At 64.9% G+C, this 21596-nt stretch carries 23 protein-coding genes and 1 pseudogene; 15 read left to right on the forward strand and 9 right to left on the reverse strand.

The window, feature by feature from the left end; all coding sequences use genetic code 11:
• The first annotated feature begins 16 nt into the window (after window positions 1-16).
• Window positions 17-418, forward strand: a complete 402-nt coding sequence (locus tag AC2YHA_RS06770) for a group III truncated hemoglobin (RefSeq protein ID WP_487401717.1) — start codon at window positions 17-19, stop codon at window positions 416-418.
• Between the two features lie 124 nt (window positions 419-542).
• On the opposite strand, the gene AC2YHA_RS06775 is transcribed toward AC2YHA_RS06770, so the two are convergent.
• The gene (locus tag AC2YHA_RS06775) at window positions 543-872 is read right to left on the reverse strand and encodes a hypothetical protein (RefSeq protein ID WP_233786261.1); all 330 of its coding nucleotides are present in this window, start codon (window positions 870-872) and stop codon (window positions 543-545) included.
• 107 nt (window positions 873-979) lie between these two features.
• Between AC2YHA_RS06775 and AC2YHA_RS06780 the strand changes: the two genes are divergently transcribed.
• Genes AC2YHA_RS06780 through AC2YHA_RS06795 form a run of 4 tightly spaced genes read left to right on the forward strand, consistent with a single transcriptional unit; the run spans window position 980 to window position 4933 of the window.
• Entirely contained in the window at window positions 980-2389 is a 1410-nt protein-coding gene (locus AC2YHA_RS06780; protein WP_487400864.1) for a circularly permuted type 2 ATP-grasp protein, read from the forward strand.
• 1 nt (window position 2390) lies between these two features.
• Window positions 2391-3326: an alpha-E domain-containing protein gene (locus tag AC2YHA_RS06785; RefSeq protein ID WP_487400865.1), complete on the forward strand. Its 936-nt coding sequence runs from the start codon at window positions 2391-2393 to the stop codon at window positions 3324-3326.
• A gap of 1 nt (window position 3327) precedes the next feature.
• The gene (locus AC2YHA_RS06790) at window positions 3328-4170 is read left to right on the forward strand and encodes a transglutaminase domain-containing protein (protein ID WP_487400866.1); all 843 of its coding nucleotides are present in this window, start codon (window positions 3328-3330) and stop codon (window positions 4168-4170) included.
• A 19-nt stretch (window positions 4171-4189) separates the two neighbouring features.
• Window positions 4190-4933 carry a proteasome-type protease gene (locus AC2YHA_RS06795; protein WP_233786256.1) on the forward strand — a complete coding sequence of 248 codons (744 nt, stop codon included), beginning with the start codon at window positions 4190-4192 and terminating at the stop codon, window positions 4931-4933.
• Window positions 4934-5007: 74 nt separating this feature from the next.
• Here the strand turns inward: AC2YHA_RS06795 and pdxR are convergent, their stop codons facing one another.
• Window positions 5008-6420: a MocR-like pyridoxine biosynthesis transcription factor PdxR gene (pdxR, locus tag AC2YHA_RS06800; protein ID WP_487400867.1), complete on the reverse strand. Its 1413-nt coding sequence runs from the start codon at window positions 6418-6420 to the stop codon at window positions 5008-5010.
• Window positions 6421-6501: 81 nt separating this feature from the next.
• Here pdxR and AC2YHA_RS06805 point away from each other — a divergent pair, with 81 nt between their 5' ends.
• From AC2YHA_RS06805 to AC2YHA_RS06820, 4 genes and pseudogenes are all read left to right on the forward strand, one after another.
• Entirely contained in the window at window positions 6502-7680 is a 1179-nt protein-coding gene (locus AC2YHA_RS06805; protein WP_487400868.1) for an MFS transporter, read from the forward strand.
• A 187-nt stretch (window positions 7681-7867) separates the two neighbouring features.
• Window positions 7868-9367 (forward strand): glycoside hydrolase family 30 protein, encoded by a 1500-nt coding sequence (locus AC2YHA_RS06810; protein ID WP_487400869.1) that lies wholly within the window; start codon window positions 7868-7870, stop codon window positions 9365-9367.
• A gap of 154 nt (window positions 9368-9521) precedes the next feature.
• Window positions 9522-12317 (forward strand): TonB-dependent receptor, encoded by a 2796-nt coding sequence (locus AC2YHA_RS06815; RefSeq protein WP_487400870.1) that lies wholly within the window; start codon window positions 9522-9524, stop codon window positions 12315-12317.
• 10 nt (window positions 12318-12327) lie between these two features.
• Window positions 12328-12594 (forward strand): annotated as a pseudogene (locus tag AC2YHA_RS06820) (arsenical resistance protein ArsH); the annotation flags it as partial.
• Window positions 12595-12944: 350 nt separating this feature from the next.
• On the opposite strand, the gene AC2YHA_RS06825 reads toward AC2YHA_RS06820, so the two are convergent.
• The gene (locus tag AC2YHA_RS06825) at window positions 12945-13781 is read right to left on the reverse strand and encodes a hypothetical protein (protein WP_487400871.1); all 837 of its coding nucleotides are present in this window, start codon (window positions 13779-13781) and stop codon (window positions 12945-12947) included.
• A 170-nt stretch (window positions 13782-13951) separates the two neighbouring features.
• Between AC2YHA_RS06825 and AC2YHA_RS06830 the strand changes: the two genes are divergently transcribed.
• The 4 genes from AC2YHA_RS06830 to AC2YHA_RS06845 all read left to right on the forward strand — a co-directional run bounded on the left by AC2YHA_RS06830 (window position 13952) and on the right by AC2YHA_RS06845 (window position 15730).
• On the forward strand, window positions 13952-14131 hold the full coding sequence (locus AC2YHA_RS06830; protein WP_487400872.1) for a hypothetical protein: 180 nt from the start codon (window positions 13952-13954) through the stop codon (window positions 14129-14131).
• Between the two features lie 339 nt (window positions 14132-14470).
• Complete coding sequence (locus AC2YHA_RS06835) at window positions 14471-14665, forward strand: hypothetical protein (protein ID WP_487400873.1); 195 nt, start codon at window positions 14471-14473, stop codon at window positions 14663-14665.
• Between the two features lie 12 nt (window positions 14666-14677).
• Entirely contained in the window at window positions 14678-14827 is a 150-nt protein-coding gene (locus AC2YHA_RS06840) for a hypothetical protein (RefSeq protein ID WP_233786240.1), read from the forward strand.
• Window positions 14828-15079: 252 nt separating this feature from the next.
• On the forward strand, window positions 15080-15730 hold the full coding sequence (locus AC2YHA_RS06845; RefSeq protein ID WP_233786238.1) for a PilZ domain-containing protein: 651 nt from the start codon (window positions 15080-15082) through the stop codon (window positions 15728-15730).
• A gap of 77 nt (window positions 15731-15807) precedes the next feature.
• On the opposite strand, the gene AC2YHA_RS06850 is transcribed toward AC2YHA_RS06845, so the two are convergent.
• Window positions 15808-16146 (reverse strand): hypothetical protein, encoded by a 339-nt coding sequence (locus tag AC2YHA_RS06850; RefSeq protein WP_487400874.1) that lies wholly within the window; start codon window positions 16144-16146, stop codon window positions 15808-15810.
• A gap of 655 nt (window positions 16147-16801) precedes the next feature.
• Here AC2YHA_RS06850 and AC2YHA_RS06855 point away from each other — a divergent pair.
• Both AC2YHA_RS06855 and AC2YHA_RS06860 read left to right on the forward strand, forming a co-directional pair.
• Window positions 16802-18745, forward strand: a complete 1944-nt coding sequence (locus AC2YHA_RS06855) for a DNA cytosine methyltransferase (protein WP_487400875.1) — start codon at window positions 16802-16804, stop codon at window positions 18743-18745.
• A complete protein-coding gene (locus AC2YHA_RS06860; RefSeq protein WP_487400876.1) occupies window positions 18742-19200 on the forward strand; it encodes a hypothetical protein in 459 nt (152 codons plus the stop codon). Before AC2YHA_RS06855 ends, AC2YHA_RS06860 begins: the two co-directional genes overlap by 4 nt.
• 243 nt (window positions 19201-19443) lie before the next feature.
• On the opposite strand, the gene AC2YHA_RS06865 is transcribed toward AC2YHA_RS06860, so the two are convergent.
• From AC2YHA_RS06865 to AC2YHA_RS06885, 5 genes are read right to left on the reverse strand one after another with little or no spacing between them, the layout of a single operon-like run.
• Window positions 19444-19719, reverse strand: a complete 276-nt coding sequence (locus tag AC2YHA_RS06865) for a hypothetical protein (RefSeq protein WP_487400877.1) — start codon at window positions 19717-19719, stop codon at window positions 19444-19446.
• Window positions 19719-20120 (reverse strand): hypothetical protein, encoded by a 402-nt coding sequence (locus AC2YHA_RS06870; RefSeq protein WP_487400878.1) that lies wholly within the window; start codon window positions 20118-20120, stop codon window positions 19719-19721. The genes AC2YHA_RS06865 and AC2YHA_RS06870 overlap by 1 nt, the downstream gene beginning before the upstream one ends.
• Window positions 20117-20500: a hypothetical protein gene (locus tag AC2YHA_RS06875; protein ID WP_487400879.1), complete on the reverse strand. Its 384-nt coding sequence runs from the start codon at window positions 20498-20500 to the stop codon at window positions 20117-20119. The genes AC2YHA_RS06870 and AC2YHA_RS06875 overlap by 4 nt, the downstream gene beginning before the upstream one ends.
• Complete coding sequence (locus AC2YHA_RS06880) at window positions 20497-21105, reverse strand: glycoside hydrolase family 19 protein (RefSeq protein ID WP_487400880.1); 609 nt, start codon at window positions 21103-21105, stop codon at window positions 20497-20499. The genes AC2YHA_RS06875 and AC2YHA_RS06880 overlap by 4 nt, the downstream gene beginning before the upstream one ends.
• Entirely contained in the window at window positions 21098-21535 is a 438-nt protein-coding gene (locus AC2YHA_RS06885; RefSeq protein WP_487400881.1) for a hypothetical protein, read from the reverse strand. Before AC2YHA_RS06885 ends, AC2YHA_RS06880 begins: the two co-directional genes overlap by 8 nt.
• Window positions 21536-21596 lie beyond the last annotated feature (61 nt).

Raw genomic sequence — 21596 nt, forward strand, 5'->3', positions numbered from 1 at the left:
GAGCGAAGAATTTTCCCTGGAAACCGACGACATCACCGAAGAGCGGTTGAAGGCGCTGGTCGAGCGTTTCTACGATCGCGTGCGCCAGGACCCGCTGATCGGTCCGGTGTTCAACGACGCGATCGAGGATTGGCCGGAGCACCTCGAAAAGCTCCAGGCATTCTGGTCGTCAGTGATGCTGTCGAGCGGCCGCTACAAGGGCCGCCCGCTGCCGGTTCACGCCAGGCACGGCGAGAGGATCTCGGCCGCCTCGTTCGACCGCTGGCTCACGCTCTGGCGTGAAACGACCGAGCAGATGATGCCGCCGCGCGCGGCCGCGGCCATGCAGGAAAAGGCCGCGCGCATCGCCGAGAGCCTATCGCTAGGCATCGCTTTTGCGCGGGGCGAAGGGACCGGGCTGCTTCATGTCCGCCAGTAATCGATGGAAACTCGCCGCCGATCATTGCGATGTCCCAATCGGCCGCCGAGAAACCGCGGCATTTCAAGGTAGTGCTCCCTACAGGAGGCACCGTATGACATTGATAAACAAATAGAGATTTTCTTCATTGAACGTGGTGCCATCGGGAGCACCATTGGATATCTTCGTATGGTATCGCTCCGAGCTGGGAGGGGATCGGCGCGGTGCCGATCGCGGTGGCGATGCCTTGGCGCATCTCGCGCCGGTCGACGCTCATCTGCCGGTCGAGCTGGGCCAGCGCGCGCGGCCCGAAATCGGAGAGCGCAAGATTGCCCGATGCGTCCGAGGTCACATAGCGCAGATCGCCCGATTGCGCTGCCCGATCACCGCGACCGACTGAACTTCCGGCAGGCGAACCGGGCGCCGGATCGCTGTGAGGGCACGAAGTCGCCTGTGACCAAACTTTCGGATCCATCAGCGGAGGCCTGAGCGTCCGATCTCGAAGGTTGAGAGAAGGGCACCAATTAGCTCTTGCGTATTCCGTTGTGCAGCGCATCATTGCGGTGCGGCGACGGAGGGCGGATGGGCTTTTTCGAGATGACCGATCGGTCGGGTGCGGTGCGGTCCTGCTACGCTCAGGTCCAGCGCTGGGTCGACGAGGTCGGCATCGACGGGCTCCAATTGCGCCTTAAAGAGGCCGAGACGATCTTCCGGCGCATCGGCATCACCTTCGCGGTTTATGGAGAAGGCGGCGACCCGGAGCGGCTGATTCCGTTCGACCTGCTGCCGCGGGTTTTCTCGGCTGCGGAATGGCGCGTTCTTGATCGCGGTATCCGGCAGCGGGCGCGGGCGCTCAACGCGTTCCTGTACGACGTCTATCACCGCGGCGAGATCATCCGCGCGGGAGTCGTGCCGGGCGAGCTCGTGTATCGGAATCGCGCGTTCGAGCCGGAAATGATCGGCTTCGATCCACCGGGACGTGTCTACAGCCATATCGTCGGCATCGACATCATCCGCACGGCCGAGGACGGCTTCCAGGTGCTGGAGGACAATTGCCGCACGCCCTCCGGCGTCAGCTACATGCTCGAGAATCGCGAGATCATGCAGCGCATGTTCCCCGAGCTGTTCGCGTCGACCCGCGTGGCGCCGGTCGACTCCTACCCCAACGACCTGCTCGCAACGCTCAAGGAAGTGGCGCCGGCGGGCGCCGGCAGCGATCCGACGGTGGTGGTGCTGACACCGGGCTCGTTCAACTCGGCCTATTACGAGCACAGCTTCCTCGCCGACCTGATGGGCGTCGAGCTGGTCGAGCCGATGGACCTCTATGTCGACGACGACAAGGTGTGGATGAAGACCACCCACGGTCCGAAGCGCGTCGACGTGATCTATCGGCGGATCGACGACGACTTCATCGATCCCCTCACCTTCCGGCCCGATTCCATGCTCGGCGTGGCCGGCCTGTTCGGCGCCTATCGCGCGGGCGGCGTCACCCTGTGCTCGGCACCCGGCGCGGGCATTGCCGACGACAAGGCGATCTATCTGTTCGTGCCGGAGATGATCCGCTTCTACCTGTCGGAAACGCCGATCCTGCAGAACGTGCCGACCTGGCGGTGCGCGTTGCCCGACGAATGCGCCTATGTGATCGAGCATCTCCACGAGCTGGTCGCCAAGGAGGTGCACGGCTCGGGCGGCTACGGCATGTTGATCGGCCCGAAGGCGACCCGGGCGGAGATCGCCGCCTATGCCGAGCGGATCCGGGCCGCCCCCGCCGACTTCATCGCCCAGCCGACGCTGGACCTTTCGACCGCCCCGGTGCTGGGCACGAGGGAGATCGTCGGACGTCATGTCGACTTCCGGCCCTATTGCCTGGTCGGCAAGCGGATGCGCCTCGCCCCGGGCGGGCTGACGCGCGTGGCGCTGACCGAGGGGTCGCTCGTCGTCAATTCGTCACAGGGCGGCGGCGTCAAGGACACCTGGGTGCTGGACGACTGACATGCTGAGCCGCACCGCCGAGAACATCTTCTGGATGGCCCGCTACATCGAGCGGGCGGAAAGCACGGCGCGGCTGATCCAGATGGGGCAGCGCATGGCGATCCTGCCGGGACCGATTCACCGCGAGGAATGGCGCTCGGTGCTGCGCGTGACCGGATGCGACGGCCTGATCGAGGGCGATCGCCCGGTGGCGGAGGCGGACATCGTCCATCTGCTGCTGCTCGACGAGGGCAACCCGTCGTCGATCCGCGCCTGCCTCCAGCGCGCCCGCAACAACGGCCGCGCCGTACGCACCGCGCTCACGCAGGACATGTGGGAGGCGCTCAACGAGGACTGGCGGCGGCTGGAGCATTACGATCTCGCGCGGGCCCGCCGCGATCTCGCCGAGCTGATCGATTGGGTGAAGACCCGGGCGTCCACGTTCCGCGGCGCGGTCGAGACGGGGCAGCTGCGCAACGAAGGCCATGATTTCCTGCGCATCGGCGGCGCGCTCGAGCGCGCGGAGATGACGCTCCGGCTGCTCGACGTGAAATATTATGTGCTGCTGCCTGAGACCGCCGTCGTCGGCGGCGTGCGCGATCATTATCAGTGGACGTCGGTCCTGCACGCCCTGTCGGCGGCGCGCGCCTATCATCATGTCTATGGCGGCGGCGACTATACCCCCTGGCGGATCGCGGACCTGTTGTTCCTCAATCCGCAATTCCCGCGGTCGGTGTCGTTCTGCTTCGGCCAGATCGGATGGCATCTCGAACGGCTCGCACGCGCGCATGGTCGGCGCAGCGAGGCGCATGAAACCGCCGCGACCATGCTGTCCGAACTGCACGGCCGCGAGAGCGGCGAGATTTTCGAGGGCGGTCTGCACGAGTTCGTCCAGACCGCCCTCGCCGTCACCAACCGGCTGTCGCGCGAGATCGCGCAGGCCTATCACTTCGCCTGACATGCTGCTCGTCGTCCGCCACCTGACCCATATGCGCTATCCCGAAGGCGCGGCCGGCCTGGCGCTGCGGCTCAAGCTGTTTCCGCAGAGCTTCGAGGGCCAGCGGGTTACGGACTGGCATGTCGAGGTCGACGGCGAGGAGATCGCGCCCTCGATCGTCGGCGGCTATGGCGAGCGTTTCGCGCAGTGGCTGAGCCCGGGACACCGCGACCAGCTGGAGATCGTCGCCCATGGCTGCATCGAGACCGAGGACAAGGCCGGCATCGTCCAGGGGCTGCGCCATGCGTGCCCGCCGGCGATCTTCCTCCGCGACACGCCGTTGACGGCGGCGGATGGGGCGATCACCGCGCTCGGCGACGGCTTGAGCCAAGGGGCGGACGTGCTCGCCGGCCTCCACGCGCTGAGCGCCCGCGTAAGGGACGCACTGCCCTATCGCGGCGGCATCACCGACAGCGGGACATCGGCCGCTGCCGCACTCGCCGGTGGTGGCGGCGTGTGCCAGGATCACGCGCATATCTTCATCGCCGCGGCGCGGATCCGGGGAGTGCCGGCACGATATGTCGCGGGCTATCTCCTGGCCGGCGACGAAACGGACCAGCAGTTCGAGACGCACGCCTGGACCGAAGCGTTCGTCGAGAACCTCGGATGGATCGGGTTCGACGTGACGAACGGCATCTGCCCGACCGAGCGCTACGTCCGGCTGTGCACGGGGCTTGACGCCCGCGATGCCGCGCCCGTACGCGGGATCGTGACCGGCGGCGGGCCGGGCACCGTCTCCGCCGATGTCCGCATCGCTCGCGGCGAGGGCGACATCGCAGCGATCCAGCAGCAACAGCAGCAATGAGCCGGGGGCCCCACATCACATGACCTATTGCGTCGCGGTGCGGGTCGCCGAGGGGCTCGTGCTGCTGTCGGACACGCGGACCAATGCCGGCGTCGACAACATCTCGCGATTCTCCAAGATGTTCATCTGGGAGGCCGCGGACGAGCGCGCGATCGGCATGATGACCTCCGGCAATCTCTCGATCACCCAGGGCGTCATCAACCGGATCAACACGGCGATCGAGAAATCGGGCGAGGACGCCTCGGTCGAGACGATCCTCAATGCCGACAGCATGTACCGCGTCGCGGAACTGGTCGGCGAGGCGATGCAGGGACTGCAGGACCGCTATCGCAGCTCGATCCAGGCGGAGGGCTCGGGCGCCGACGCGACGATCCTCGTCGCCGGCCAGTGCAAGGGCGGGCAGCACCGCCTGTTCATGGTCTATTCGGCGGGCAATTTCGTCGAGGCGACCGAGGATACCCCCTATTTCCAGATCGGCGAGCACAAGTACGGCAAGCCGATCCTCGATCGCGTTCTCTCAATCGAGATGCCGCTCGACGAGGTGGTGAAGGCGGCCTGCGTATCGATGGATTCGACATTGCGCTCGAACCTGTCGGTCGGGATGCCGCTCGACCTGGCCGTGATGCGCCGGGACAGCCTGGCGTTCGACACGCGGGAGCGGATCGAGGCCGACGATCCGCGCTTCCTGGCCATCTCACAGCATTGGGGCGAGGCACTCCGCAAGGCGTTCAAGGGCCTGCCGGAGATCGGTTCGAGCGCTTAGAACGGTACTCGGTCCGAACGGCAATATAACGGCGCAAATCAGCTCTCCCGCTCGAGAGTAAATGCCATCAGCGGTTATCTGCTATGCCCTCGACCGCCCAGGATAACCTCGCTCAGTATCCGGATGCTGTGATCGATGCCGCTCTCCGATATTCGACCATAGCCGAGAAACAGTCTGCGTGGACCGGCTGCGGTGTCGCTGTAGCGTCGGAGTCCTTCGGCCGCGAGGCCTCGGCGCAGCAATGCCGCGAGGATCGCCGTCTCTCCGTTCGCGTCGATCTTCTCCGGCAGCCGCACCGTGACGTGCAGACCGGCGGCCGCGCCTTCCACTTCGAGCCCGGGCAAGGCATCCTCGAGCCGCGACAGCAGGTGATTGCGGCGATCGCGGTATAGACGCCGCATCCTGCGCAAATGGCGGTCATAGCCGCCCGAAACGATCAGATCCGCAAGCGCATCCTGGTCGATACGCGGAGGGCCTTCGCTCCAGCGGCGCAGCTCCGTATTCATCAGGCCGACGAAGCCGGGCGGGACGACGAGCCATCCGAGACGCAAGGCCGGCGCCAGGGTCTTGCTGGCGGTGCCGGCATAGACGATCCGATCCGGTGCCAGTCCCTGAAGTGCGCCGACCGGCGCCTGATCGTATCGGAACTCGGCGTCGTAATCATCCTCGAGTGCCAGCGCATCCCGATCGCGCAGCCATCGAACGAGATACTGGCGTCGGCCGGCGCTGAGAACGCCGCCGATCGGAAACTGATGCGCCGGCGTGACGAAAGCCGCCTCGGCGTCCGAGCTCGCCAGCGCCTCGACCTGCATCCCCTGCGGGTCGACCGGCACCGGGATGCGGGAGAGGCCGGCCTTGTCCACGGCGATCCAGTCGCTGTAGCTCGGATCCTCGACCGCGAGACGGCGAATGCCGCGCGCGTGGAACGCCGCACAAACCAGCGCGCGCGCCTCAGCAAATCCGCTGGTGATGAAGATACGCGACGGATCGGCGATCACACCACGCACCCGTCCGAGATAGTCCGCCAGCGCGCGGCGTAGGAGCGGGCTGCCGCGCAGGTCGCCATAACCAAGGTCGTTTGCCGAAAGGTCGCGGAGCACCGTCCGGATCGCGCGAACCCATGCCTTGCGCGGGAACAGAGTGACATCGGGCATTGCAGGCCGGTGATCGAAACGGATGGGATCACCCGTCGATGGCGGCGGAGGCTCTGTTATGGGCGCACCGCTGCCGTCGGCAATCACCACCGGCCGGGCCCCCTGCCGAAGAGCAAGATAGCCCTCAGCGGCGAGCTGGGCATAGGCGTCGACGACGAGCGGGCGAGAAATACCCAGCTGTGCGGCGAGCGCGCGCGTCGAGGGAAGGCGAACGCCGCTGCGGAGCGCACCCGAGCGGATTGCCTCGAGCAGGCGCCGCCGGAGCTGCGATCCGAGGCTCTCGGCTGCACCGCGGTCGAGCACCAGTGGTAGGTCAGGCGTTAAACTGGTCAATGATTCTCAATCTACACTGGTCATGTTTGCAGATCCAGTAGCACGATAAACACGACCTCCACAGTCACGCTGGAGAGGAAAATGGCGACGATCCCCCTGGAGGCACCGGTTCCAGCCGGCCGTGCAGAACCCCTTCTCACACGATCCATGCTTGCATTGTCCGGTCTGATGCTGGCGGCGATGAGCGGCTTCTATCTGCTGCTTTCGGCCGTTCCCGCACATAGTGCCACCCTCGACGGCGACTTCGCAGCAGGGCTGGCGACGAGCGTGCTCATGGCGACGACGATCGCGGGAGAGCTCTACGCCCCCCGCATCATTTCCCGGCTCGACCGCAAGACTGCGATGATGGTGGCATTGCTAGTACTGGCGGTTCCCGCCCCGGCAAGCTTCTCGGAGAGCCTGGTGCTGGTACTGCTGAGCTGCGCGGCACGGGGGCTCGGGCTTGGCGTCCTGCTAGTGGCGGCATGCGGTCTCGCTGCGGCGCTCGCGCCGCCGACCCGGCGCGCAGAAGCCATGGGCGTCTACGGGCTGGCCTCGGCAATCCCCGCGATCCTGTGCGTACCGCTCGGCCCCTGGGTGCTGGCGCAACTCGGACCCGGCGCGATCGGCGTGGTCGCGGCCGCAGTGACCCTGCCTGGTCTTGCCTGCCTCGTCGCGCTGCCCCGCCATGGCAATCAGCCCGAACAAGCGCCTCACTCACACCGCCTGCCGCAGTTGCGCGGCGCGGCCTGGCCAGCGGTCGCGATCGCGCTGAGCGCGATCGTCATCGGTGCCACCATCACTTTCCTGCCGCTGGCGCACAAGGAGATAGGCACCGGCACAATCGTGCTTGCCCTGCTGCTGCAGGGGCTGGGCTCGGCGGTCGCCCGCTGCGCGTCGGGACGGCCGGTCGATCGCCACGGCCCACAAGGGGCGATGACGATCGGCCTCGCCCTTGCGGTAGGCGCGATTGTGGTGCTCGCCTTCGAAGGCAGCACCGCAGTGCTCGCCGGCATGACGCTCAGCGGTGTCGCATTCGGTATCGTACAGACGGCGAGCCTCGCACAACTGCTTGATCGTACCCCTGCGGGCCAGGCCGATGGCGCGAGCGCTCTGTGGAATGCCGCCTATGACGCCGGACTCGGAATGGGCGGCTTCGTCCTCGGAGCTCTCGCCACCACCTCGGGCTATGCCGCCGCCTTCGCGATCACCGGCGGTGGAATCGCGGTGGTCGCCTTGCTCGTCCTCCAGCTTTTCGAAGCGCCGAGAGCGGCCTGCTGAGGCGCCCCTTTCTGTACGGAGGCGCCGGCGCACTGCTCAACCCTGCATCGCACCTTTCGGAACCAGCATTGGTGTTTCCTTGGGGGATAAACGTGCCTACCGTCGCCGAGTTCAGAAACCAGCAAGGGGTGAGCTGCCGGATGAGCGCGGGCACGCTGTCGAACACCGGGAAAGCGAGGCTTGGGGTGTGTGGCGCACGCGTGCCGCAGCCGGCATGATCCCGCCGGCACTGCTTGCCGCGCTGATGCTCCCGCTCCCGGCCGCGGCGCAGCAGCCTCCCCCGACGGTCGAGGCGGAGGTCGTGATTACGATCCGGCCCGCGGTCGAACGGCCCGGAACCGAGTTCGAGGGCTGGGGCACCGCGCTTGCCTGGTTCGCCCATGTGACCGGCGGCTGGCCGGAGGCCGACCGCGCCCGGCTCGCCGACCTCTTCTATGGCCCGGACGGGCTCGGCTGGACGATCGCGCGCTACAATATCGGCGGCGGCAATGCGGCGGCGACGCCGCCCTATCTGCGCGTCGGCGCCGCGGTGCCCGGCTTCTGGCGTCAGTCGGCGAGCGGGAGCGGCAAGGATTGGTGGCGGCCCGACCATCCGGCGATGTGGGACTGGTCGCAGGACGCCAACCAGCGCTGGTGGCTCGACGCGGTCCGCGAACGGGTGAAGGCGCCAATCTTCGAGGCCTTCTCCAACTCGCCGCCCTGGTTTATGACGGTGAGCGGCCGCGTCTCGGGCGCGGAGAAGGCGACCGACGACAATCTGCGCCCCGGTCAGGAGAGGGCGTTCGCCGCCTATCTGGCGCGCGTCGTCGACGAATTGCAGCGCCGGCACGGCATCGCCTTCCGTACGCTCTCGCCGTTCAACGAGCCCAACACCGACTATTGGTACGCCGCTAACACGCAGGAGGGCACCCACTGGAGCCCGGAGCGCCAGGCTAAGATGATCGATGCTGCGGACGCGGCGCTGAAGGCGCGCCGCCTCGCCACGCGCATCGCCGCCCCGGACGAGACCAATTCACATCTGTTCGTCGAGGATTGGGCGGCCTATCCGCCGGCGACACGCGCGCGGATCGGGCAGCTCAACGTCCACAGCTACGGCTCCGTCCACCAGACCGCTGTGCGCGATATCGCCCGCACCTCCGGCATCCGGCTGTGGATGAGCGAGAACGACACGCCGCTGCCCAAGGACCCGGAGGACTTCGACGGGATCGCCTCGGCGCTCGCCCTCGCCGAGCACATCGTCGAGGATCTAAAGCGGCTGGAGCCCGGGGCCTGGGTGTTCTGGCAGGCGGTCGAGACCTTGAGCGCACGCGACGGCAAGCCGGGAAGCAATTGGGGCCTCGTCAAGGCGGACCTCGGCGCGCCCGCCACGGGGTCTCATATGCTCTACGTCACGCGGAAATATTGGGCGATGGCGCAGTTCAGCCGCTATATCCGGCCGGGATACCGGCTGGTCGCGATCGACGATCCCGACACCGCCGGCGCGCTCTCACCCGACGGGCGGACGCTGGTGCTGATCCACGTCAACGGCGGACTTTCACCGCGCCGGCTCGATGCGGCCCTGTCGGGCAACTGGAGTGCCGAGACGATCGTCACCGATGCCGGCCGCCGCGCGGAGCGGATCGCCGCCGGTGAAGCATTGCGCGCGCCGCCGCGCTCGATCGCGACCTTCCTCCTCCGCCGCCGCTGATGCATCGTTCGCGTTCGGCCGTTCCTGCCGCGCGATCAGGCGACTATCCGAACCTGATTTGAAATCTTTTGTCGGACAATAATTCCTGCGATAAAGTCGGACAAATAAGACATATGTGTCCACGGCTGACGCGTACCAAGGAGGAGGCTGCCCGATGAAAGTGGTTTGCGTTCGTTATCTGCTCGGTGCGTCCGTTGCCGCGTTGGGGATCGCCGTCGCGCAGCCGGTGCTCGCGCAGGACCAGAGCGGTGCGCCCGGCGCCGCGGAACCGACCGGCGATATCGTCGTCACCGGCGTCCGGGCGAGCCTCAGTTCGGCGCAGGCGATCAAGCGCAACGCCGACCAGATCGTCGATTCGGTCCAGGCACAGGACATCGGCAAGCTCCCCGACGCCAACACCACCGAGGCGCTGCAGCGCATCACCGGCGTGCAGATCCAGCGCCGCTACGGCGAAGGCGCCACCGACTTCGACCACCGCACTCAGCCTGCGATCACGGTTCGCGGCCTGACCCAGGTGCAGAATTTCCTTGACGGGCGGGCGGTCTATTCAGCTTCGGGCGGCCGCGCCTTCGACCTTGAGGGCGTCCCGCCGGAACTGCTGGCCGGCATCGACGTCTACAAGAATGCCCCCGCCAACATCATCGAGGGCGGCGTCGGCGGCGCGGTGAACCTGCGCACGCGCAAACCGTTCGATTCGCCCGGCCAGGTCATGAGCGTCACCGTGCGGGGCAACTATTACGACCGCGTCGACAAGTTCGGCGGCAGCATCTCGGGCCTCTACAGCAACCGCTTCGAGACCGGGATCGGCGAGATCGGCATCCTGGTGAACGCGGTCTACAGCAAGAGCCAGTATCGCCAGGACGGTCTGCTCGCCGGTCCGTTCGCTGAGGTCGAGCCCGGATCGATCGCGGGGGCGCCGGCCAACGCGCAGGTCCCCTATGGCTTCGAGATCTACGACGACAAGGGCGACCGCAAGCGCTTCGGCATGGCGGCCGCACTGCAATGGCAGGCAAGCGACAACCTGCTCGTGACCGCGCAGTACCAGGGCAACAAATACTGGTTCAACCGCACCGGCGCCTATTATTACGACTACAACAACCGCACGAACGTCAAGGACGCGCAGGGCAACATCATCAGCTACGGGACCGATCCTCTCCCGGGCGCGGCCTTCGAGTTCAATGACGAGGGCTATGCGACCAAGGGCTCGCTGCAGCACCAGACGTTCGAGACCGGCCGCTACGACCAGCAGCTGTGGAGCGCGAGCCAGAACTACACGCTGAACCTGGCGTGGCAGGCGACCGACCGGATCAAGATCAACGTCGATGCCCAGTATCTGAAGTCCTACTATAATGCGGACCGCAACGGGCACGTGCTGTCGCTCTACAGCCATTCGGGGCAGACGGGTCTCACCGCGCCGCATCCGAGCATCGTCGATTTCGACCTGACCGGCAAATATCCGCGTTGGAACGTGCGCGACCCGGCGGTGCTCACCAATCCGGCCAACTACACCACGCCGTATATCGCCGACGCGCTCCAGCGGAACGACGCCGATACGCTCGCGTTCGCTTATGACGTGGAATATGACGTCGGCGGCGGCTTCCTGTCCAAGCTGCGCGGCGGCCTGCGTTATGCCGACAGCAGCGTCGACCTGCGCGGGACGTGGCACGGCGTCTGCGTGACGTCGCTCGGCGCCGATCCGAGCTGCTCGGCGCCGGCCGGAACCCCGCTCGTGCCGCTGACGCAGAATCCGGAGCTGTCGATGCCGGGACCGTCGAAGAACTGGTTCGACGGCAAGACCGTTCCGGGCGGCCTGCTCTATCCGGCGTTCCCCAAGGGCGACGGCGTGTGGGAGCAGACCAAGGCGCTCTATGCGCTGCTCGGCGCGCAGACCCAGGACTATTTCCGACCCAACGACCTCAACAGCCAGACCGAGAAGACGTATACCGCCTGGGGCGTCGCCGATTATGCCTTCGAGCTCGGCGGCATCCGCTTCGACGGCGGCGCCGGCGTGCGGCTGGTGAAGACCGAGGCGACGTCGATCGGCACCCAGTTCAACTCAGACGGCACGCTCGCCCCGATCGCGGTGGACAACAGCTACACGCGGGCTCTGCCGAGCTTCAACGCGCGTGCGCGGCTCACCGACAGCTTCCAGATGCGCTTCGCCTACTCGAAGGGGCTGGCGCGCCCGAATTTCGACCAGCTTTCGACCAACGTCACGCTCAACCCGCCCAATCAGACCAGCCCGATCACCGGCCGGCCGAGCGCGAGCTCGGGCAATCCCTATCTGAAGCCGATCGAATCGGACAATTTCGACGTGACGGCGGAGTGGTATTTCGCTCCTAGCGGATCGCTCACCGCAGGCCTGTTCTACAAGAAGGTGAAGGGGTTCCTGGCCAGCGGCACCGTCGTCCGGACCTTCAATGGCATCGCCTATGACGTGAACACGACGGTCAACTCGGGCGACGGCGAGGTGAAGGGCGCCGAGATCGGCTATCAGCAGTTCTTCGACTTCCTGCCCGGCGTGCTGAGCGGCCTCGGTCTCCAGGCCAACTACACCTATGTCGACAGCAGCGTCACCAATCCGTTCGCGACGCCGGGATCGAACATCCCCGAGCAGGTGCCGCTCGAGAAGCTGTCGAAGCACAGCTACAACGTCATCGGCCTGTACGAGAAGGGCCCGGTCACCGCGCGCGTCGCCTGGAGCTGGCGCTCGAGCTACCTCGACCAGACGACCGGCAGCGGCGCCAACGGCATTCCGCAATATGCCAGGCCCTATGCTTCGCTGGATGCGTCGCTGAGCTTCGACATCACCAAGCATGTCGCGGTGTCGGTCGACGCGGTGAACCTCAACAACCGGATGAATGTGCTCTACATCGGTACGCCGGCCGCGCCGCTGCAGTATCAGCTCAACGACCGCCGCTTCGGCATCTCGCTGCGGGCGACCTATTGATCGTCGAGAGCGGCTGCTCGCGCGGTGGATGCGGATGTTCCATCCCCAACCGGTCGAGTGTCGCAAAGGCGTTCCAGGAGTTCGACGAGAACGGCCGCATGAAGCCGTCGAGCTATTATGATCGCATCGTCGACGTGATGGAGGAGCTGGTGCGTTCACCGTGCTGCTCAGCCCGCACGCCGACCAGCTCGTCGATCGCTATTCCGAGCGCAAATTGGCGAAGACCGTCGTCGATCCGACCAAGGACCTGTCGAGCATCGCAATGTGCCGAAGCTGAGGCGGCGCGATCTCAGCCCGATAGTCGATCGCGCCGAACAAGTCGGTCGGGCGTTAGGTGTGGCGAAACTCGACTAATATCGTCGACCCTATCTCTGACTCTCCCCCGGTGACGATGGCGCAGCAGTCCACTTTGACGAAACGCCGGCGCTGCTCGATTGATTGCGGCCGAGTTCGGCCCGGCTTGAGCGATCCGGCTCCCGCTCGGCGCTATGATGGTGCAGCCTTTGGTAGTCACCCAGGGAGGAAACCCTCCTTGCATCGGCGCGGGCAGTCCGAATGTCTCTTCCGCGGCGGAGGCGGCATGGAGGAAAACTTGTTCCCGCGCAGAACTTACTCTGGCCTCCTTGATCACTGCCAAAAGCAGGAACGGCGTCCCCAGCCGCGCATCGCGTTGAGCCGACGGAGATCTTCAGCAGTTCGAGGCCCGCCATTGTAGGAGATCAGGACCCCCCTCCTGCTAAGGAAACTCTCCGAAAAGACGATCGCCTCTGCTTCAGGGTTGGCGGCGCAATCCGGGCTCTGACTCGAAATGGGCTGGTCGGCCATGCGGTCGAACCAGGCGAAGAAATCGCTGTCGACACCCGCGTTCCGCAGCATCGCATTCTGACGGGCGACGTCCCTCTCGAGCTTCTTTCGCCACTCCCGCGCCAATCGATCGAAATCCGCCCCGGGGTTGGCAGCGAGGAATTTCTCCCTGTCGTTCTCGAACTTCTCGGCAAGGGTAAGGGATGCGCCGCCGTGAAAGGCAACAACTGCGTCATCGAGGATGATCCGTCTTCGCGCGGGCAGGAAGATGCTGTTCGCGCAGCCCGAGCCACAGAGGGTGTGGACCACGACTGTCACATCCCGGCCCGCGAGCGCGTCGGAGACGTCCAGACTCTCCGAGATTCCTCCGCCCTGCGACCTGACAACGATCAATACCGGCCTGTCCGCCTGAACAGGTTTAAGGGCGGCAATCAGCGCAGCCGATCCAGTCGAATCGATGAGACCGTCGAAGCAGAAGGATTCCCTGGACGTTTTCAGCACCGCGGGATCGGAGCCGGACGTTCGGCTGGCAAACCACGCCGAGCAGGCTCGAACGACGGTCGATATCTCATTCGGTAATCCGGTCGAGCCTTGCTCATGGATGGGGCGTTCAGCGGCTATGAAATTGGCGATCAAGACGAGGATGATTGTATAGAACATAGCGGCTCCCCGATTGACCAGCCGGCGGCATCATTCTTGAAATCCTCTCCTGGCGCCAGCCAGCAATTCCGGGTGAGCGCCGTGCCCGCAATCCTTCTCTCCCGGCGCGGCGGCGGGCTACCGCTCCGATTACGACCTCCTGATCATCGTCAATCACCAGCGCATCGTTGATGGCGATTTCTGGTGGAAAACCGACAAGCTATTTCGTCGATCTTCTTATCCGCAACGTCGTGAAGCTGCCTGTCGAAATCATCGTTCATTCGCGGCAGCACTTCAACAGCTCGCTCGCCGATGGTCGCTACTTCTTCGTCGATGTCGCACGTGATGGCATCGCTTTTGTATCAGGATGACGGCAAGCCGTTCCCCAAGCCGCGACCGAAGACTCCGGAACGTGAGCTCGCGCTCGCACGGGAGTATCGAGAAATTGCACCCCGACGCCGGGGAGCTTTACGATGATTAGGTAGCGAACTTGCGGAAGAAAGGATTCAAGAAGGCAGCATTCGAGTCACATCAATGCGTCGAACAACTGTACCATACCACACTTTTGGTGACGACGCTTTATACTCCTCATGTCCATAACGTAGGATATCTGCGGGACCAAGCGGCCAAGATCGACCGCCGATTCCTATGTCTGGCCCGAGGATACGCATTGGCAACGCGCCGCGTTCAATTTGCTGAAGGAGGCATATGTGAAGGCGCGCTACTCAAAGCATTACAGCATCACGGGCGAGCAATTGCGTTGGCTCGGCGATCAGGCGCAGGAACTCGCGCGCTTGGTGGAGACTGTATGCAAGGAGCGGATCGGCGAACTCGAACAAATTGCGAGCGGCGGTATGCAGGAGGATCGAGGCGATGAAGGAGGTGGCCTCGTCGCCCGAGGCTGATAGGTTGGATCGATGAAATCAGGGCTCGACCATCTTCCGGAGCAGAAGCGGCAGGAGATCGATCGCATCCTGCAGATCATCTTCGAGGAGTTCGAGGATGCCCTGAGCCTTGCCAGCCAGGAATGGAAAACCGGCGGACGCATCCTCAAGATCATCCTCTAGGGTCCTCATACAGCTTGCACCGGTCCGCAGACAGATGGGGTGACGCCAGCATCCGCCTGCGGAACGCTTCGTCGCGAATGATTCCATAATTCTCGACGCGACCGATTACCACGAGATCCGCATAACTCACGTCCTCGACCTTAGGAGGGACGAACATCCTGCATTCGCCTACGCCGATGACATTCCGGCGTTGTATCGCACATGTGCGAAGGCGAAATCAGACTTCCAAGATACTGAGTCGGAGACAGTTTCGTGGACGATCATCAACCAGACGGCGAGGATAAACGACGGGCGCCGCGGGCGGCATTGTTTCTCGCTGCCTCGATTGAGGGAGGAGGAACGAGAAGCACCGTCCGCATCCGAAACTTGTCGGAGACGGGCGCTCTCCTGGAAGGTCCTGCGTTCCCCCCGGTTGGGACCATCATAACCCTCACGCGGCAAGAGCTGCAGGTTGAGGCCAAAGTGGTATGGATTGCAGCCCCGCGCTGCGGCGTGGAGTTCCGTGGGCGGATATTTGTTCTGGATTGGATCGCCGGCAAGCGAGGGGCGACGCCCGCCGGGCAAGCCAGAGTCGACGCGATCCAGACCGCGGCGCGCATCGGCACGCCTCTGGCTGAACTCGCCGAGACGAGCAGGAACAGCGAGTATGTCCAGGAAGGCCTCGACGAGCGACTGGCGCGGGAAGTCTCCTACGTTCGGCGCCTTCTTGAAGACGTAAGCTCTCAACTGATCCGAGATCCGGCAATCCTCAACCGGCACGCTCCTATGCTACAAAACTTTGACATTGCCGATCAGATGCTCGGCCATCTGGCGAGAGTCCTGATCGCGCCCGACCGGGAGGCGGCAATCCGAGCGATCGGAATCGCGGAGATGCAATCCAGGCTGCTCGGCAAATCGATGTGAATCGCCGCGGCCGCTCCACATCGATCTTTGGAGGGTGGCGGGCACCACTGAGCGCCCGTCGCTCTCGTGTCTAAAGCTCAGCTCGCTTGATGATGCCTTTCCAGCGCTCGCTGGTAACCCGTCTTCGTCGTCTCCTGCATGACGCGCGAAAGGAGATCCCGCCCTCGCTTTTCGACCTCCTCAAGATCGGCGACGGTGAACGACTTCATCTCGTTCTTGAACCAGGCCACCGTTTCATCGGCGTTGATGTCGGTCTTGCTGGGCCGCTTCGGGAAAGAGCGGCATACGCTTGGCCGGAAAATGAAGTACGCCCCCTTTTCGCGGCGCCTTATCCGCCCCGAGCGGTGCCATGTAGCTGTACGACGACATTTTTGCGCGCCGGTCGTGGCCTCTCGACGGACGATCGTAAACGCCAATGATTATCGCTCGACGGGTCACTCGGGTAATCACTCGGCGCGGCGGCGGCGCCGAGAAGAGCCGGGTTGCGACGCGAAACAATCAGCTGAAGCTTGTCCTCACCGCAATAACGTAGCGCCCCGGAGCCGCCCCGGCAGAACTTGCCTTGAACGAAAGGGATGGAAACCTTGTTGCGGCAACCGAGCGACATGAACGTAGTTGGGAAGGCGCTTGCGGTGTGGCCCTCGCCCAGATCGGCGATCGAGATTGTCGGGCGCTTCTGCGAGCTCCAATTCGACGGCTCCGTCGCGAAGACTGAGATGTTGCGCGCGACCTCGCGCCGAAACGATTGCGGCCAGTCCTCGACACGGCCAGCTGTTGTCTTGAACGTTGTGTTCGCGATTGCTTCGAAGCGCGCGACAGCCTAGCGGATCGTCTCCGGCGCTCCCGGCCCGGCCGGGTCGATACCTCGTTCGATCGCCAGCACCGCTAAGTCATTGATTTTATTGGTGACCCCTACGGGAATCGAACCCGTGTTTCAGCCGTGGAACCAAAAAGTTCCATAGAATCAACGGCTCGTGCCCGGACTGGCGGTGAAACCGCTTCAAATGGAATCAATGCGTTACGAGGTCGGGGGCACGAATTCACCGCCATTGCGGCGGAGGCGCAGGCGGCATGAGCGCAGTTACCGGCTTCCTCGCCGCGGGCGCGCTGGCCTTCACGCCGATAGAGGTAGATGGCCTCTTCATCGACGGATTCGCCGGCGGCGGCGCGAGCACTGGCATTGCCTGGGCCATTGGGCGCGACCCCGATATCGCGATCAATCACAGCGAGACCGCGCTCGCGATCCACAAGGCGAACCACCCAGATACCAAGCATCACTGCACCGACATTCGGATGCCGTTCCTGCCGAAGCAGACGACGGGCGGCCGTTATGTTGCCGGCGCTTGGTTCTCGCCCGACTGCAAGGAATTCAGCAAGGCCAAGGGCGGCCCGGTCAAGGACCGCAGCATTCGCGCGCTTTGCTGGGAGGTCATCTCCTGGCTCAAGGACGTGCGCCCGACGTGCGGCTATCTGGAGAACGTCGAGGAGTTCGAATACGCCGCGCCCCTCGATGATGATGGGCGCCCGATCCCAGGCCAGGAAGGGCGCGAGTTCAAGCGCTTCGTGCGCGCGATACGCGCTCTCGGATACCGGGTGCAGTGGCGCATCCTCAAGGCCTGCGACTATGGCGCGCCGACCAGCCGGAAGCGGCTGTACATGGTCATGCGGTGTGACGGCCTGCCGATCGTTTGGCCGAGGCCGACCCATGGCGCCCCCGATGCGATCGCGGTCCTCAAGGGAAAGCTGCTGCCCTATCGCACCGCGGCCGAGTGCATCGATTGGAGCATCCCTTGCCCGTCGATCTTCGATAGGAAGCGCGAGCTGGCAGATGCTACGAAGCGGCGGATCGCCCACGGCGTGATGCGCTATGTCGTGAATGCGGCGAAGCCATTCCTCGTGCCGGTCACGCACCAGGGTAGCGTCCGGGTTCATGATAGCGAGGAGCCCTTCCGCACGATCACCGGCGCCCATCGCGGCGAAATCGCGGCGGTTGATGTCGAGGTCGCCCCGCATATCACCAAGTTTCGCACCGGTAGCGTCGGCTCGCCGATCGATAAGGAGATGCCGACCGTTACCGCGAATGGCGAACCAACGCGACCAGCTGGTGCGATGCCGCTGGGGCTGGTCGGCGCTCAGCTCGCGCCGTTCGCGACTTATGGGCAGCAGGGCGGACTCAATCGACGGATCGACAAGGCGCATCATACTGTCACGGCCTCCAAGAAGGACACCAACGGCATCGCCTGCGCCACAATGGTCAAGATGGGCAACGGCGAACGCGAGGGGCAGGACCCGCGCGCGCTGGACATCGGCAGACCCTATGGAACTGTCACCGCCAAGGGTTCGCAGGCTGCCGCGGTGACTGCGTTCCTGTCGAGCTTCTATGGCAGCGACAAAGCAGCTGCCGGCGGCGATCCGGAGCAGCCGACGCGTACAGCGCGTGCCGGCGGGCAGCACCATGCCGTGGTCGCGGCGCACCTCGAACAGGCGAACGGAGGACCGCGCAACAAGAACCTCTCCGGCCGCTCTGCCCAGCGGCCGCTTTCGACCGCCACTACGACTGGTGCGCAGCAGCGCATCGTCGAAACGACAATGATCGAGGAGGGGGCGCTTCCGCCGGCGATGATGGAGCGCGCGGTTAAGGTCGCCGCTTTCCTCGTGAAGTACTATGGCTCTGAGGTCGGTCAGCACCAGGCAGTTGACAAGCCGATGGACGTGGTGACCACCCTGGCGCGCTACGCCGTCGTCACGGTCACCATCGATGCCAAGACCTATGTCATAGTCGATATCGGTCTGCGAATGCTTAAGCCGCGCGAACTGGCAAATGCTCAGGGCTTCCCGCCGAGCTACAAGCTGGATCCGATCGTCTGCAAGTTTCTACGGGGCAAGTGGGTAGAACGGCCCCTCACTATTGCCGAGCAGATCAGCGCGATCGGGAACAGCGTTTGCCCGCCAGTGGCACAGGCGCTGGTGCTGGCCAATCAGCCGAGCGCGTCGCGCAAGCGGCTGGCAGCATGACCGACATCGGCCCGAGCCTCGCCAAGCTGCGCAGAGACTGGCGTGATGGCGATGCTGTGGAGGTCCCCACCGGCATGATCGCGAGACGCGTGATCGGCGGCGTGATCGACAAGCTTGCTGACGGCGAGACGGTGACGATCGAGCGCATCGGTGAACGGCGGCTGCGGATCAGGAGGGGACCTTGCCAAATAGGATTCCGCCTGCTCCAACCGCTTCATCGCGGTCGGCGCCTCGCTGGCTGTGTTCCAACCGCCCGCGACAACCTATCCGAGCCCTGTCCGCTCCAGCGATTCGCGGAAGGCGGGATCGAGACGATCCGCCAGCCGTTCGGCGTGATCTGCACTGGCGTATTCGACTTCGGCGTTCTTGCGGATGGCCTCGCCCATGGAGTGGCCGGCTGCTGCATCCTCAAGCTCCTTCCCGCGAGATCGCATTGCTGCGCCGGCTGTTCGTAGCCATCGTGCCAGCTTGGCGGCCTGTTCCTGGGTGAGTCGCAGTGTCGGCATACTCGCCGGAACATGATGAGAACGGCGGCGAGAGTCGAGTCAGGCTGAGGGATGGTCCGCGCAACCGCCCTCGATGCGGTCGGGCCTCATTATATCCCGCTCAGAAGGAGTGGCCCATGCCGATAGACCATAACGACCCCCTATCCGTGAAGCACGCCTCTCAGCGCAACCACAGGCGCAGACACGGGGAACCTAAGGCGTCGCCCGGCAAATATCGATCGCGGTCTCGGCACGCTCGGCGTAACCGCCCGGCCCTGCATATTCTGCCAATTTCGCTCCGAGAAGCGCGCCAAGCTGGAGGGCGTCGGTTGGATATGGCTTCGGGATCGGCGCCGGGCGCTTCGGCTTGATGACCGCACATGGCCGCTGCACCTCAACCGTCTTCATGACGGTCCGCACCTCAATCCCTGGCGCCGGCGGGGTCTTACAGCCGGCGAGCAATAGCGCGGCGAGGACGGCGAGGCGCATCACAAGCCCTCCAGCTGCGCCAGCAAGGCCGCAGGAGCCCGACAGGACGGATTGGCGGGGAATTGCTTCGCCATCGCCCGCAGCGCTTCCACGCGGCTCTCCGTGGCCTTGTAGCGGGCGTCCAGCTCGGCGATGGCCTTGGCGTCCTCGGCCTTGCTGCGCTCCAGCGCTTCGGCGCGAGCAAGACTTTCCCGGTTCTTGGCGTCGAGCGCGGTGGACAGCGTCTCGACCGACTGCCGGGTGACAGCATGTCGGGCCTGTTCGGCAGCGAGTTCAGATCGAGCTTTATCCCGCTGAGCGGCATGATGGCCGTCAAGCAGCACCAGACCGCCGATCGCCAGCAGCAGCATCCCGATGCTGATCTCGCGCCAGTAGCGGACGAGGATAGCGAGCGCGGTCATGGGCGTGGCTCCGGTGCTGACGGAGGCGGAGACGTCGACGGCGCGATCACCGTCGTCGTAGTCACGGTTGCCGCCGGCGGCACATCATGATCCTCGGCCTCGACAGTGGCCCCTCCCCGCCCGACACCGGCCTTGAACCGCCCGACAGGGCCGCCGATTGCCAGACTGACGATCACCGCGCCCATGCCGGAGAGCGCCCCCAGCAATGCCCATCCGACGATCGACAGGCGCTGGTGCTCGGTCCCCGTCGGCCAGCCGCCGCGCCAGGCGATCATAAGCGCACCGATGGCCATGGCCGCGCAGACGATGCCGGCGATCAAGAGCGCCCAGCTCATGGTGCCGCGGAGGCGTTCGGCGTAGGTCTGGGGCTGCGGTTTCATTCCCAGCCGCCTGCGATCAGCGCCGCCTCAAACTGGACCGCATAGCCCGCAATCTCTGCGGCGCAGTCCTGGCCGTTGATGATGCGGCGCGCCTCGGTATAGGCGGCCGGCGATGCCCGTCCCGTACCGGGAAGATAGTCGGCGAACCGTTTGCCGGTGAACCAACCCTCCTGCATCCCCTTGCGCATGACCTTCGCGGCGATATCCGGGTCCATCGCAAGGTCCGGATTGCCGACGAGGTCGACCCCGAGCTTCGTCGATGCCAGCGCGTAGTTGCGACGTCCGGTTAACTGGACATAGCCACGGCCGTGGAAGCGGACCCCGTCTCCAGGCTCCGAATTGCCGAGCCGCGCAGCGATATCCGGCCGCTGTCCATGCGGGTCGTAGCGGCGGAAAAAGTAGGCATCCCCGCCGTACTCGCCGATCGGCTGCATCGTGTGCGCCGTCTCCTTGTAGGCGGTGGCGAGCGCATAAGCCGTCCATGCCAGCGGCGCGCCGGCCATTGCGGCCAGAATCGCGGAGCAGCCGGAGACCTCGGGAGGAGAAAGCGTTGGGCCGAGCAGTCCGGATCGGACGGAGTCGAAGAAGCGCGCGTGGCTATTCATTCCCACCTCCCGCCGGCTTGTTCGCAACGGCGCGGTCCAGCGCCAGGTCAGCACGCTCAGCCAGCGTGCGAAGGTCGAGCGGGAAAGCCACCGACAGGATCTGATCGGCTATCGTGAGCGCGGGGCTGTTCGGATCGGCCGCAACCAGAGCCTTGGCGACATGGTGGAACGCTAGGCGATACGCCTCATTCTCACGGGTCACCTTGTCGACCTGCGTCTCAAGCTTCTCGATCCGCCCCTCAAGCGCCTCGCGGATCATCTGCCATTCGCGGTCAACCTTTTCTTCCTGTGCCTGGACGAGCGCCTCGCGCCGATCGACGCGGCCCGTCAGCCAGTTCAAGGCCCACCGGATCGCATAGAGCGTGAGCGCGAAGCTGCCGCCGCCGGCAGCTGCCTGGACGCCGAGATCGAGCAACTTCGGCTCACCCATGGTTATAGCTCACCGCGATGCGGCCCGAATTGGCCGAGGAGAGTCCAGATTCGGGGGTCAT

It is taken from the genome of Sphingomonas sp. SRI_018 (assembly GCF_057586275.1).